At 52.7% G+C, this 13,851-nt stretch carries 13 protein-coding genes and 1 tRNA gene; 13 read left to right on the top strand and 1 reads right to left on the bottom strand.

Annotated elements, in window-relative coordinates; translation table 11 throughout:
• The coding region (locus DWY25_RS10775; protein WP_117895237.1) for an Rpn family recombination-promoting nuclease/putative transposase at nt 1–993 on the top strand (993 nt) is incomplete at its 5' end.
• A gap of 88 nt (nt 994–1,081) precedes the next feature.
• Complete coding sequence (locus DWY25_RS10780; RefSeq protein ID WP_117895238.1) at nt 1,082–1,390, top strand: RpnC/YadD family protein; 309 nt, start codon at nt 1,082–1,084, stop codon at nt 1,388–1,390.
• Between the two features lie 217 nt (nt 1,391–1,607).
• On the opposite strand, the gene rnhC is transcribed toward DWY25_RS10780, so the two are convergent.
• A complete protein-coding gene (gene rnhC / locus DWY25_RS10785; protein ID WP_117895239.1) occupies nt 1,608–2,510 on the bottom strand; it encodes a ribonuclease HIII in 903 nt (300 codons plus the stop codon).
• Nucleotides 2,511–2,598: 88 nt separating this feature from the next.
• Here rnhC and DWY25_RS10790 point away from each other — a divergent pair, with 88 nt between their 5' ends.
• The 11 genes from DWY25_RS10790 (at nt 2,599) to tig (ending at nt 13,804) form a co-directional block, all read left to right on the top strand.
• A complete protein-coding gene (locus tag DWY25_RS10790; RefSeq protein ID WP_117895240.1) occupies nt 2,599–3,276 on the top strand; it encodes a CvpA family protein in 678 nt (225 codons plus the stop codon).
• Between the two features lie 2 nt (nt 3,277–3,278).
• Nucleotides 3,279–5,612 carry an endonuclease MutS2 gene (locus DWY25_RS10795; RefSeq protein ID WP_117895241.1) on the top strand — a complete coding sequence of 778 codons (2,334 nt, stop codon included), beginning with the start codon at nt 3,279–3,281 and terminating at the stop codon, nt 5,610–5,612.
• Nucleotides 5,609–7,372 (top strand): excinuclease ABC subunit UvrC, encoded by a 1,764-nt coding sequence (gene uvrC, locus DWY25_RS10800; RefSeq protein ID WP_117895242.1) that lies wholly within the window; start codon nt 5,609–5,611, stop codon nt 7,370–7,372. Before DWY25_RS10795 ends, uvrC begins: the two co-directional genes overlap by 4 nt.
• A gap of 48 nt (nt 7,373–7,420) precedes the next feature.
• Nucleotides 7,421–7,624, top strand: a complete 204-nt coding sequence (locus DWY25_RS10805; protein WP_006059179.1) for a helix-turn-helix domain-containing protein — start codon at nt 7,421–7,423, stop codon at nt 7,622–7,624.
• A 59-nt stretch (nt 7,625–7,683) separates the two neighbouring features.
• Nucleotides 7,684–8,697 (top strand): M15 family metallopeptidase, encoded by a 1,014-nt coding sequence (locus tag DWY25_RS10810; protein WP_117895243.1) that lies wholly within the window; start codon nt 7,684–7,686, stop codon nt 8,695–8,697.
• On the top strand, nt 8,694–9,428 hold the full coding sequence (locus DWY25_RS10815) for a glutamate racemase (protein ID WP_117895244.1): 735 nt from the start codon (nt 8,694–8,696) through the stop codon (nt 9,426–9,428). The genes DWY25_RS10810 and DWY25_RS10815 overlap by 4 nt, the downstream gene beginning before the upstream one ends.
• 198 nt (nt 9,429–9,626) lie before the next feature.
• Nucleotides 9,627–10,613, top strand: a complete 987-nt coding sequence (locus DWY25_RS10820) for a GerMN domain-containing protein (RefSeq protein ID WP_181981790.1) — start codon at nt 9,627–9,629, stop codon at nt 10,611–10,613.
• Nucleotides 10,614–10,653: 40 nt separating this feature from the next.
• A complete protein-coding gene (locus DWY25_RS10825) occupies nt 10,654–11,127 on the top strand; it encodes a metallophosphoesterase family protein (protein ID WP_006059184.1) in 474 nt (157 codons plus the stop codon).
• A gap of 390 nt (nt 11,128–11,517) precedes the next feature.
• Nucleotides 11,518–11,594: transfer RNA gene (locus tag DWY25_RS10830), tRNA-Arg, on the top strand.
• Nucleotides 11,595–11,739: 145 nt separating this feature from the next.
• The gene (locus DWY25_RS10835; protein ID WP_117895246.1) at nt 11,740–12,471 is read left to right on the top strand and encodes a hypothetical protein; all 732 of its coding nucleotides are present in this window, start codon (nt 11,740–11,742) and stop codon (nt 12,469–12,471) included.
• A 58-nt stretch (nt 12,472–12,529) separates the two neighbouring features.
• On the top strand, nt 12,530–13,804 hold the full coding sequence (tig, locus tag DWY25_RS10840; protein WP_117895247.1) for a trigger factor: 1,275 nt from the start codon (nt 12,530–12,532) through the stop codon (nt 13,802–13,804).
• Nucleotides 13,805–13,851 lie beyond the last annotated feature (47 nt).

Raw genomic sequence — 13,851 nt, forward strand, 5'->3', positions numbered from 1 at the left:
TCCAACTACAAGCTGCGCTGTACGAATGACTTTGTGTTCAAATCCCTGATGACCTATGATCCGGAGATTGGAAAACGGCTGGTGAAGGATCTGACCGAAAGTATTCGGGATTATGTCGTGGACAAGGTCGATCTGACTTCTACGGAGCTGTTGACCGAAGGCTTCCAGGCCAAGGATATCCGTCTGGATATCTGCGCCCGCTTAACGCCGGATCGGCTGATCGATTTCGAGATGCAGTGCGGCTCCAACAAGATGGAGATTCCCAACCGCAGCGCTTATTACGCTGCGACGCTTGTCAACCGGCCGGATAACAAAGGCCTGGCGTATACCGCGTTGACGCCGGTGGATCAGCTGTTTCTGCTGGACTTCGACTTTCCGGCGAAGGCAGATCAGCCGGAGAAAGCGATTCATGTCTATCAGTTAGCGGAGATCCTGGATCATGACATCTTGACAAATCTGATCTCGGTAGTTATCATAGAGATGAAGAAGATAATTCAGATGAATCATAGTTATGAAGAGCTGAGCCGGGCGGAAAAGTGGTGCTGGTTTCTCGAACGGTATGACGAGGAACACAGCGATTCGGTGGCAGCCCGGTTAGTGGAAGAGGATGAAATCTTTAAGGAGGCGGACAGGGTAATGAAGCGAATGAGCAGTGATCCGGCGATGCGGGATGCGGCGTTTGAGCATAACCGGCGGATGATGGACATGGCGCAGCTGCGCTATGAGGGCAAACGGGAAGGCTTGGCAGAAGGCCGGGAAGAAGGACGAGCAGAAGGCATTGAACAAGGCATTGAGCGTGGTATTGAACAAGGTGTCGAAAAGCAACGATTAGAAACCGCAAGGGAAATGCTGAGAAATCATTGTAATGATCAGCTCATCCAGCTCTGCACCAAGATCAGTCTTCAACAACTGGAGCAGTTAAAGAAAGAAATCGTTTCCGGTTTCAATCAAACTGAGGACTATTCAGAGCAATCCCATCTTGCAAGCGACTAAAAAGAAGAAGCTGAGCCAATGAAGTTTAAGGACTAGAAGATCTAAATCCTTGATCGGGCAGGAAATCTTTAAGGAGGCAGATAGCGTAATGAAGCGAATGAGCAGTGATCCAGCGATGCGGGATGCGGCGTTTGAGCATAACCGGCGGATGATGGACATGGCGCAGCTGCGCTATGAAGGCAAACGGGAAGGCTTGGCAGAAGGTATTGAACAAGGCATCGAAAAGCAACGATTAGAAACCGCAAAGGAAATGCTGAGAAATCATTGTAATGATCAGTTCATCCAGCTTTGCACCAAAATCAATCTTCAACAACTGGAACAGTTAAAAAAAGAAATCGTTTCCGTTTTCAATCAAACTGAGGACGACTCAGAGCAATCCCATCTTGCAAGCGACTGAAAATAGCGAGGGGGATCAGGTGAAAAAATCAGTAACCTGGGTTACGGTTAGTTCGCTGTATTTTGCAATCAAGAACATCGGATGATCAATTAGAATTTTTCAGAGGCAGTCAGCAGGGGAACGTACAAATTGATTTTCATGAGAAGACCCGGAACGGGTCTTTTTCAATTGCAGCTGATAAAAAGCAGGATTTCTCCTGCTTCAGCGATTTTCTTCTTTATAACAAATCGGCGACTTTCTCCGTATTTTTGAAATGCAGCTTCGCTACTTCTTTTAGATGCTGTTCACCATGTTTTTTGACAAAGGCAGCGCCGTCCTGATCGACAACGCTGCCGGCGCCTTTGGAAAACGACATATCCCATTGTTTCTCCATCGCGTCCCAGGCTTTGAGGAATGCGCAGCGGGCGATCATGGAAGCACAGGCAACGGCAGGATAATGACTTTCCGCTTTGGTTTCAAAATGCAGGCCGCGGACGACTTCTTTCTGCCCTTGACAATACCGATAATAGTTGACTTCCGGCGTGAACTGATCGACGATCGCCGCCTGCGGCAGACTCCCGCGCTTGCGCTTGAGATGCCCATACGCCTGATTATGCAGGATCGCCTTGATCTGGTTCATATTGCACTGACTATGGATCTGATTGTATTTGACCGGCGGCAGAATCAGCAACGAATACGCCAGTCGTTCCATTAAAAGCGGCGCGGTCTGCAGAATCACTTCGTCGTTGATCTGCTTGGAGTCATTGACTTTTAATTCCTGCAGCCATGCCAGATCCTGCTGCTCGACAGCGCAGGCGCAAACACAGACGGAACCGAAGTAGTCACCGGTGCCAACCTCGTCGCTGCCGGCGTGGGTTTGTTTGGCGAAGCGTCGAAAATCAGACTTTCCCTGGCTGAGGTTGGTATTTTCCAGCCGATCTTCGGTCTGAAACGGCGCGGCGTAAATCATCGCATCCTTTCCCTGAAAGACGACTTTATTGGATTGGTAAGCGGTAATCGTGCAGTTTTCCGGCTTGAGCTGATAGCGCGCATAGGCCGGGGCTTTGACTTCAAACTCGCTCCAGGCGGCGTACAAACGCTCGATCTGGGAGCTTGTCAGCAGCAGTGTTATCGTGTTCATGGATTCACCTCTGGTACTTATGATAACACAGGATTTGCAAAATCGCTTGTTTTTCGGTATCATGTTCCTCAGGTAGGAGTGATGGAAAATGGTAATTGAGAGCCAGACTTATATGGTAATTAACGCCGCGGTGCTGATCCTGGCGGCGATTCAGATTTTGATCGGGGTAAAACGGGGCTTTTTAATCCAGCTGATGGACTGCGTGGGTTTGCTTTTGTCGCTGTTTGCCGCATGGCTGTTCTCGCCGGTGCTGGCGGAGTGGGCGGCAATCGTTCCAGCGTCGCTGAATCCGGCGCGGGATACGGTGCTGGGGCCCTGGGTGTATGGTTTGATGAATCAGATCGTCTGGTTTATCGCTGTGTTTATCATCTGCAAGCTGATTCTGCTGCTGGTCCGTCCGGTGGTGAAGATGCTGGGGAAAATCCCGCTGGTCAAACAGGCCAATCAGCTGTTAGGCGGTTTGTTCGGGTTGGTCAATACCGGGATCTGGCTGGTTGTCTTTTCGATCGTGCTGATGCTTCCGTTTTTTGAAAACGGGCAGCAGGTGATCGACGCGACGCTGTTGTCGATGCCCGGCAAGGCCGCGGCGGTAATCAATGAAAAACTGCTGGAAATGCCGCAGGATGAAAACCAGCTGCAGAAGCTGGTGGACGGCTGGGATCAGCTGACCGACGAGGACCGCACCTTGATAAAAGACTGGCTGAACGACAATCAGCTGACCTTTCAAAATCTTCAAGCTTTACTGAATTCACTGAAAGGAGAATAACGATGAACAGTAGCAACGGCCTGGAGCTGGCGCTGATTAAACAGCAAATCGCTCAGCTCTGCGCCTTTTCGTTAGGAAAACAAAAAATAGAGGAACTGCAGCCAAGCTTTTCGCCATTGGTCATTGCGAAGGAAAACCGGCGGATCGCGGAAGCGCTGCAGGCTGTAATTCAATTCGGTCCGATGCCGTTTTATGGAATCCGCGATCTTTCGCGGTCTCTGCATACGGTGCTGCGGGACGGCGTCTGTACGCCTCAGGAACTCATTCAGGCGGCCGATCATGCCCGCGGTGTCAGCGGCGCGCAGGGGTATCTGAAATCCGTGGAGCTGCCCTGCAAGGAAATCCATGAGCTGGCGGATACCATGGAGCCGCATCTGGAAGTCGCCGAGCAGCTGGAACGCTGCTTTACGCCCTATGGCGAAGTGCTCGACAGCGCGTCGCCGGAGCTGAAGCAGATCCGCCGCAGTCTGCATCAGACGGAAGCCGAGCTGGTGCGGGAAAGCCAGCGCTTCGTTCAGTCGCATGCAAGTCTGTTGACGGATTCGATCACGACGACCCGCAACGGCCGGATCGTGGTCCTGGCAAAAATTTCGGAGAAAAACAGTCTGGGCGGGTTTGTCCACGGCGAGAGCGCCTCGGGCGCGACAGCGTATGTCGAACCGGGCTGTCTGATCGAGCTGAATAACCGCAAGCAGACGCTGATCTCCCGCGAACAGGATGAGATCGACCGGATTCTCGTCGAATGCAGCCGTTTGTTAAAAAGCGTTGCCGAACCATATCTGGCCAACCTGGAAACGCTGGCGATTCTGGACGCGCTGTTCGCCAAGGCTCAGTGGGGTCAGCGTCATAACGGCGTCGTCGCGAAGCTGTCAGAAGGGTGGACGCTGGTTCTGAATCAGGCCCGTCATCCGCTGATCGATCCGAAGACGGTTGTTGCCAACACGTATCGGATTATCGAACCGCAGAAAATGCTGATGATCACCGGCCCGAATACCGGCGGTAAAACCGTTTCGTTAAAGATTATCGGGCTGTTTGTGTTAATGAGCTACTGCGGCATTCCGGTATGCTGCGAGGATGCGGAAATCCCGCTGTTCGATCAGGTGTTTGTCGATATCGGCGATGATCAGTCGATCGTGCAGTCGCTGTCGACGTTTTCCGCGCACCTGGCGAAGCTGGCCGACGTGACTCAGCACGCAACGAAAAAATCGTTGGTTCTGCTGGACGAATTAGGCTCCGGCACCGATCCGAAGGAAGGCGAAAGCCTGGCGATTGCCGTGCTGAACGATCTGCGCGAGAAGGGCTGCTTAAGCGTTGTCACTACCCATTATGGACGCTTAAAGCTTTATGGCAAGCGGCATGAGGACATTCTGGTCGCGTCGGTACAGTTCGACGTGGAGAAGATGATGCCGACCTATCATTTTATCGAAGGTCTGAGCGGTCAGTCGAACGCCTTTGAAATCGCCCGGCGGTTCGGTTTGAAAGAGAAGATTATCCGCGAAGCGGAGTTTTTAAAGCGCCAGCAGCGTTCCCAGGAGGATGAGCTGATCGAGAAGCTGGAAGCCCAGATTCTGGAAAATCAACAATTGAAGGAAAAACAAGAAGCGCTGATCGCGCAGACGGAGCAGCAGCGGCAGCATTTGGAGCGCGAGCTGCAGAAGCTGAGCGAAGAAAAGCAGCGGATTCTCGACGCGGCGGAAAAACAGGCGCAGAAGCAGCTGGAAGAAGTAAAGGCGGAAGGCGAAGCGCTGTTGGAAGAATTGCGTCAAAGTCAAAAGACGATGAAGCTGCACGAGATCATCGAGAAGCAGCATCAGCTTAACGCTCTGGGCAAAAGCGAAGCCCAGCTGGAAGAGGAAGCCAACGATGAGCCGGAACCGCAGTTTCAGGTCGGCGCCTTTGTGGAATTGAAAAAATCCAGTCAGATTGCCGAGATTCTGCAGCTGAAGCGCAATCAGGCTGTCGTCGATCTCAACGGCATCCGCACGACCGTAAAGTTGGAAGACATGCGGCCGACCCAGCGGCGGAAAAACAAGCCGGCGCCCTCCAGCATGTCGATGAAGGCGCTGCGCGCGAAGACTGTGAATCTGGAATGCAACATCATCGGCTGCCATGTTCAGGACGGGCTGGAAATCGTCGACAAATATCTCGATGACGCCGTTGTCGCCCGGATCGGCTCCGTCCGGATTATCCACGGCGCGGGCACCGGCGTGCTGCGCAAAGCGGTTCAGGAGAAGCTCAACCGCGACAAGCGCGTCGAGAGCTGGCGGATCGGCGGCGCGGGTGAAGGCGGCGCCGGGGCAACCGTCGTCACGCTGAAGACGGGGAAAGCGAAATGATCAGCTCCGCACTGAAGGCCAAGCTGCAGACGCTGCCGTTAGAGCCCGGCTGCTATCTGATGAAGGATAAAAACGATACGATCATCTATGTCGGCAAGGCCAAGAAACTGAAAAACCGCGTCAACCAGTATTTTGTGGGCGCGCACAACTACAAGACGACCAAGCTTGTCAGCAACATCGTCGATTTCGACTACATTGTCACTTCCAGCGAGAAAGAAGCGCTGGTGCTGGAAATCAATCTGATCAAGAAGTATCGTCCGCGCTACAACATCATGTTCATGGACGATTCCTCTTATCCCTATATCAAGCTGACCCATGAAGCCTATCCGACGCTGCGGGTTGTGCGCGACGCCAAGAAAGACCGCAAGGCGAAATACTACGGTCCGTTCCCGGACGCTTCGGCGGCACATCAGACGATGAAGCTGCTCAACCAGCTCTATCCGCTGCGCAAGTGCGATAAAATGCCGAAGAAGCTGTGCCTGTACTATCATATCGGACAGTGTCTGGGGCCCTGCGAGCTGAACGTCGATCCGGAAATCTATAAGGAAATCTCCGAGAAAATCACCCGCTTTCTGCGCGGGGACGTCAAGGATCTGGTCAGCGAGCTCAAGACCAAGATGAACGCCGCGGTAGAAGAACTGGCGTTTGAAAAAGCCCGCGAGTATCGTGATTTGATCACTTCGATCGAGCACATTACCGACAAGCAGCAGGTTCAGGTTGAGGACAACAAGGACCGCGACGTGTTCGCCTGTTACGCGGATAAGGGCTACCTCGCGATCCAGGGCTTCTTCATCCGCTCCGGCAAGCTGCTGGAACGCCAGCTGTCGCTGACGCCGCTGTATGGCGATCCGGAGGAAGAACTGATTTCCTTTTTAATGCAGTATTATCAGAACCATCCGCTGCCTCAGGAAGTGATCGTGCCGCTGGAGCTGGATATCGAAGCGCTGCAGGAGGTCATCACCTGCAAGCTGATTCAGCCGATCAAGGGCTACCGCAAAAAGCTGCTGGACATGGCGTCCAACAACGCCAAGACCAACCTGCTTCAGAAATTTGAAGTGATGGAGCGGCAGAATGAAACGACGGAGGAATCGATGCGGCAGCTGGCGCAAAAGCTGCGGATACCCGGCTTGTCCCGGATTGAGATTTTCGATAACTCGCATATTTCCGGCGCCTTCACCGTTGCCGGCATGGTCGTGTTTGAGGACGGCTTGCCCTGTAAAAACGATTACCGGCTGTTTAAGCTGCATACTGAAAACAGCGACGTCGATTCGATGAAGGAAGTGCTGTATCGGCGTTATTTCCGGCTGCTGAACGAAGGCGGACGGTTCCCCGACCTGCTTTTAGTCGACGGCGGTCTGACTCAGATTGAAGCGGCGAAGGAAATTCTCGGTTCGCTTGACCTGGATATCCCGATCTGCGGCCTGGTGAAAAACGACAAGCATCAGACGGCCAGCCTGATGAACGAACGTCTGGAGATCGTTGACGTCGAACCGGGATCGCCGCTGTTCTTCTTATTAACGCGGATGCAGGACGAAGTCCACCGCTTTGCGATCAGCTATCACCGCAAGCTGCGCCAGAAAGCCCAGACAAAGTCGATTCTGGATGAAATCGACGGGGTCGGCGAAGTCCGCAAGAAGAAGCTGATGAGCACATTTAAGAGTTTTAAGCGGTTAAAAGAAGCGACGATCGAGGAGATCGCCCAGGTTGTGCCGCAGGAAGTCGCGGAAAGAATTTTTGATACGCTGCATGTGGAACCTTAACCCCGTTGTCCTGCATACTATGGTTTAGAAACCAAGAGGAGGACAGCGATGAAAAAGATTCTGACCCGGCGGGAGAAGGAAGTCTTTGATCTGTTGGTCAGCAATTACGATACGAAAGAGATCAGTGAACAGCTGAACATCAGTGAGAAAACCGTCCGCAACCACATCTCCAACGTGATCCTGAAGCTTGCCGTCAAAGGGCGGGCGCAGGCCGTGGTGGAGCTGATCCGATGCCGCGAAATTGAAATCTAGCCCCCAAGAGGGGGCTATTCTTTTCGATTTATGTTATACTAAGACATGAGGTGGTTTTTTTGAAAATCAAACGCTTGCTTTTTGTCGCGGCGGTTGCCGCGTTATGCGCCGGGTGTTTAATCGTGATGAATATCCGCTACGACCGGCTTTCCCGCTATCCGTATCAGGATCCGAAAAGCCGCGCGCTGATCGACGAATACTTAAGCGATGAGGACATCGAGTATATCATCGAATATTCGATTGCGCCTTCGACGTTTGTACCGTATATCCAGGCGGAGCGGTTCAGCGTTTATCATGCCCCGGAATACAACTACATGGAGGAGGCGTTCTCCTACCGCAATTACGCGCCGGCCCTCATCGTCAAGATGGTAGAGGAAACGCGCGATCAGATCGCAGTGCAGGATCTGGCGCAGCTGATGTTGGCTTACAGCTACGAGGAAGTCAAGGACTGGCTGGATCGCGGCGATCCGTATTACCGCAACGCCACGCTGGTGCTCGATCCCTCCGCGCTGGATACGCTGGTGGACGATGATCACACGATCGCCACGCATGTGCCGCTGCATTTGGAAGCGTTGACGGACATCCCGCAGCTGACTGTCGAGGTTAACGGCGAGGAAAAGCCGATTCTGGTAGATGCGCGGCTTCAGCAGCCGCTGCGGCAGCTGTGCGAAGCGGCAGAGGCGGAGGTCAGCACGCGGGCCTGCGGCGGGCTGATCGTTACCGAAGGGTACGTCAGTTATCCCAAACAGGAAGAATTGTATAAGCAGGCGAAGGAACAGTACGGTTCCTCGGCGATTCTGTATGTTGATTATCCCGGCCACAGCGAGCATCAGCTCGGTCTGGCTGTCGATTTTGCCGCAACAGGCAAGCAGTCGGAAGATTTCAGCACGACTCCGCAGTCTCAATGGCTGCAGGAAAACGCCTGGCGGTTCGGCTTTGTCCAGTCCTATACGGAAGACAAGGTCACGGAAACCAACAAACTGGCCCGGCCGGAACACTACCGGTATGTCGGCCCGGCGCTGGCCCGGCAGCTGGTTGAGGAACATCACACATTGAAAGAAGGCACAGAATGATCGGCGTTTTTGATTCAGGAATTGGCGGGCTGCGGTTATTGGATAAGCTTCGCCAACGGTGGCCGCAGGAAGATTTTGTTTACCTGGCGGATCAGGCGCATGTCCCGTACGGTTCGCTGGACCGTGATACACTACTGGATTTATTGCAGCTGAATCTGAACTGGCTGGAAAAACAGGGCGCCGACCGGATTGTGGTCGCATGCAACACAGCCAGCGCGACCGGCATCGCCCGCCGTTATCGCGGACAGGCGCAGATCGTGGAGATTATCTCCAAGACATGTGAACAAATTCCGGCTTCGACTGCGAAGATTCTCGTGCTGGCGACGCCGTTTACGGCCCAGTCGCATCGCTACCAGCAGGTTTTAGCGCGTCAGCTTCCGCAGGCGGAGGTTAAAGAAGTCGGCTTAAGCTGCCTGGCGTTTATGATCGAGCATCTCTGTCCGAAGCAGGAAATTGAAACGTATCTGAAGGGCGAACTGAACGCATACCAGAATGGCTTTGACCTTGCGGTTCTGGCGTGCACGCATTTTCCGTTTGCGCGCGATCAATTTGCGAAGGTGCTGGGAATCCCTTTGATTGATTCAGAAAGCATCGCGCTCGAGGCCCCGGCCCAACCCGGGCAGGGCACGCTGCGGATCGCGACGACTGGCAGCGTTGAACTGTTAGCCCGGCAGCTGCGTGGATTGATGAACTGGGATGTTCCCTGCGAACAAATTCAGATCGAAGTTTGAGCGGGGGATCGTGTAGGATGGATCGAAAGAATCCAACGATGCCCTGATTCATAGAATAACACTGGAAAAGGATGGGAGAACCCGTTCTTTTTTTGTCGAAAACAAAAGCTCGCTTGATTTCCAATCTGAAAATTCAACGACCCTGCGGCATCATTTCCTGCGTCATTGGCGCATAGACTGTGACAGGAGGGGATGTTCATGAAAATCAAACCTGAAACTTTGAAGCAGGGCGCGGCTCTGATGTTCGGCGCGGTCGCCTTGGCCGCTTACCTCACCACCGTGCTGTGGCCTTCCCGTTCGCAGCCGGTCCAGACCGTCAGCGGATCCAGCGGCGGCGGGGATATGGTTCAAGTCTACTTATTGGATGAAGACGCGACGCTGATTCCCTATACGCTGGGGATTGAGGAAGGGCTGGATTTAAATCAGAGAGTCGCCGAAGTCCTGCGCTTAATGACGATCGGCAACGAACCGGTACAGGGAGTGCGCGGGCTTTTGCCAAACAACGCGCAGCTGGAAAACTGTACGCTGCAGGGCAGCCAGCTTTCGCTTTACTTTCCGGAAAATTTCCGCAATTATGATCCCAAGACGGAAATGCGGTTATTGGAAGGACTGACCTGGGCGGTCACGCAGTTTGACGAAGTCAGCGAGGTCCTGCTTTATTTAGCCGGTGAACCGCTGACGCACATGCCGCAGCTGTCAACGCCGGTGCCGCTGCCGTTAAACCGCCAGATCGGAATTAATAATTTTGAGAATACGGTCAATCGTCTGCACGACAGTCATTCATTGACGGTATTCTATACGCGCCAGAAAAACGGTTCCAGCGTCTACGTACCGAAAACGCTGCGCATCAGCAATCAGACGAGTCTGCAGGATAAGCTGTCTTCGATTTTGTCGGATATCAGCGTGTTCAGTCAGCTGAAGCAGCCGTTAGCCGAAACACCGTTAACAGTGCTGGACTGTGCGCTGGATGAGGGGCTGTTGACGATCAATGTCAGCGGCGAGATCCTGGATGAGGAAAAGAAGGTCAACGAGGAATTGGTTACCAGTCTGCTTCTGAGCATCCAAAGCTCGCTGGGCGTCAGCCAGGTTCAGCTGCAGGTCGACGGCGTCACGGTCAATCTCAGCGGTGTCAATGATGATCCGATTGATCTGAATTCCTTAATTCTCAATCAAATATTGCTTTAAGGAAGGCGGCAAATCTGATATTATAAGTACAGGTGGTAAAATGAAGATAGTAGTGGTGAGCGATAACCACGGTCGGACTGAACCGCTGGAGCAGATTTTAGAGCTTCATCGGGATGCGGATGTGTTTATCCATTGCGGGGACAGCGAACTGCCGCCGCAGTTTTTACAGGGGTATGTTTGTGTCAGGGGCAACAATGATTTTTATTATGAATATCCGGAGATGAAAATTTTAGAGCTGGAGAATCATCGCATGATGATTGTCCATGGTCATCATCATCTGTATATGGGACAGCTTGACATGTTGGTCAGCAAAGCGCGGCGGCAGGGCTGCGACTTTGTGTTTTACGGCCACACGCATATCTTTTCCAGCCAGCAGCGCGACGGCGTAATTCTTGTGAATCCGGGTGCGCTGTCCCGCAACCGCGACGGCACGCCGCCGTGTTACGCGGTGATTACGATCGACGGGAACGACGTCAGTATCGAACGCGTCAACTGGACGCGGCCGCGGGACTGAAGGCTCATAAGTGTACAGGGAAGAAGTTGAAAATCACCAACGAGCGCTGATTTTCAACTTTTACTTTTCACTGATCAACGACGAGGAGCCGGAGCGGCCGGGAGCCTGCCGGTTCGTTTTGTCAGCGATTTCGCCAGCGATGAAAGTGGGTGTTCTTTAAACTGTGTTCAGACAGCGGACGGCCATACCCGTTCTTCGCGTTCTTTTCACGGAAGTCAGGAAAGATCATAAAAAGATTCAAAGGTTCTCTCTTTGCGCCAAGGCACTCAGTTGTTCCTGTTTCGCAGCCCTCAAGTCTAGGCGGCGGTAACAAAATATGCCAAAATCGCTTGCATTCTTCGATGGTTTTTGATATTATGATTGAGCGTTCAAAACGAGGTAGAAAACAATGTCCCGGTAGCTCAGCTGGATAGAGCATGCGCCTTCTAAGCGCACGGTCAGGGGTTCGAGTCCCTTCCGGGACGCCACTTTGAAAAACCAAAAGTCCTTCATTGAAGGATTTTTTTGTACGATCACAGGCAAAAAACATGCCGCTGCAAGCGGGGTGTGCTATAATAAGAATCAGCTAAAAGAAGGATTCCTTCTTTTATTTTTGAACAAGGAGTGATGACGATGAGTTCAGGATTTTATGCGGAATGTCTTGAAGAAATCGCACAGCTGATCCGCCAGGGCCGTATTCCGGAAGCCCGGACGAAAGTGGATACGGAGCTGGCGATGCCCTATGTGCCTTCCGACGTGCTGCCGGCGCTGCAGGATTTTGACCGGCAGCTGCGCTTGATCGCGGCGGAAAACCGCAAACCAGGCGTTGGGGTGATGAGTCTGGAGGAGATTGAGGAAGGCTTGAAAGGAGATCGCGAACATCAGCTGCAGGCGGTCGATGCGCTGCATGGGATGAATTTGCGCTCCTTTCTGGATTTGATCCGCGCCTATCTGGAAACGGATCCCGATCCACTTGCTTCGGCGCTGCTGATCGATTCGCTGATCGACCAACAGATCGGCGAGGAGCTGACGTTGAACCGGGACGGGCTTTGCTACACGTTTATTCCCCGCTACCAGGAAGGGGCGGCGGAAAGCGACGGCTTTCTTCAGGCCCGTGCTTTGATCCGCGAATGGCTGGAAAACGAGAACCCATCCTTATTTAATCTGTGCGAGCAGGTGCTGATCCGCGAAGCGTATCTGGCGCTGCCGCTGGGCTTTGAGGAAGCGGAGGGCATATCGCTTGCGTCCAGCTGCGTTCATCTCGTATACTGCAGTATGCAGGATGAGGAAGGCTGGCATCAGTTCGCGTCCCAGCATCAGCTTGAAAATGTCAATTTATTCGATTTAAAAAGCCAATTTATTTGAAATTCAGATAACATTTGTTATAATAGGAAGGCTAGACATAAGGAGGACAAAGAAGTTTATGTCAACTTGGACACTAAAAGAAAAATCAACAGGCGAACTGAAAGTCACCATTGAGGGTGAAAACTGGAAAACGGCTCAGACAAAAGCTTTTAATAAATTAGCGAAAGAACTGGAAATCCCGGGTTTCAGAAAGGGTTCCGTTCCAGCCGCCATGGCGAAGAAATATGTTCCGGCCCAGAAGATTATGCTGGAAGCCGTTGAGCATTGCGCGCAGGATCTGCTGGATGCGGGGATCGAAGAACACAGCCTGTGGCCGATCTCCCGGCCGGAGCTGAACGTTGAAGAAATCAGCGAAGAAGCCGCGACGATGAGCTTTACGTTCGCGATCAAGCCGGAAGTTAAGCTGGGCGAATACAAGGGTCTGGCTTACGAAGTAGAAGAAACTTCGGTCAGCGAGGAAGAAGTCGAAGCGGAACTGAAGCGGATCCAGGAAAACTTCGCCGAGCTGGAAGTGAAGGAAGACGGCGAAGTTGAAAACGGCGATACCGCGGTCATCGACTTTGAAGGTTTCAAGGACGGCGTTGCGTTCGAAGGCGGAAAGGGTGAAAACTATCCGCTGGAGATCGGTTCCAACAGCTTCATCCCGGGCTTTGAGGAACAGGTCATCGGCATGAAGAAGGAAGAAACGAAGGACATCAACGTCACGTTCCCGGAAAACTATCAGGCCGCTGAACTGGCCGGTCAGCCGGTTGTCTTCAAGGTTACGGTTCACGAAATTAAAGCGAAGGTGCTGCCGGAGCTGAACGACGATCTCGCGAAGGACGTCAACGCTCCGGATGTGGAAACCATGGACGACTTAAAAGCGCTGATCCGCAAGAACCAGGAAGAACAGAAGCAGCAGAACGCGGAAAACGAAGCGACCAACAAGCTGATCAGCACGGTCGTTGACGCCTGCGAAGTGGAAATTCCGGAAGTCATGATCAAGAATGAAACGGACGATATGATTCAGGATTATGCCAACCGTCTGCAGCAGCAGGGTATTTCCTTAACGCAGTTTTTCCAGATCACCGGGCAGAGCGAGGAAACGCTGCGCGAACAGATGGCGAAGGACGCTGAAAGCAAAGTTAAGCTGCGCTTAGTTCTGGACGCGATCGCGACGCAGGAAAACCTGGAAGTCGGCGAGGAAGATATCGATACGGAATACGGCCTGATCGCCTCTCAGTACAATATGGAAAAAGAGAAGGTCAAGGAACTGATTCCGGCGTCTTCGATCTCCTACGACGTCCGGCTGCGCAAGGCGCTGGACCTGATTAAGGATTCCACCAACAAATAAGACGCTTCGCGTCTTTTTTGACCTTTATAACACGTACTATTTCAGAC

Origin of the sequence: Holdemania filiformis (assembly GCF_003459085.1) — a bacterium.
Classification (GTDB): domain Bacteria; phylum Bacillota_I; class Bacilli_A; order Erysipelotrichales; family Erysipelotrichaceae; genus Holdemania; species Holdemania filiformis.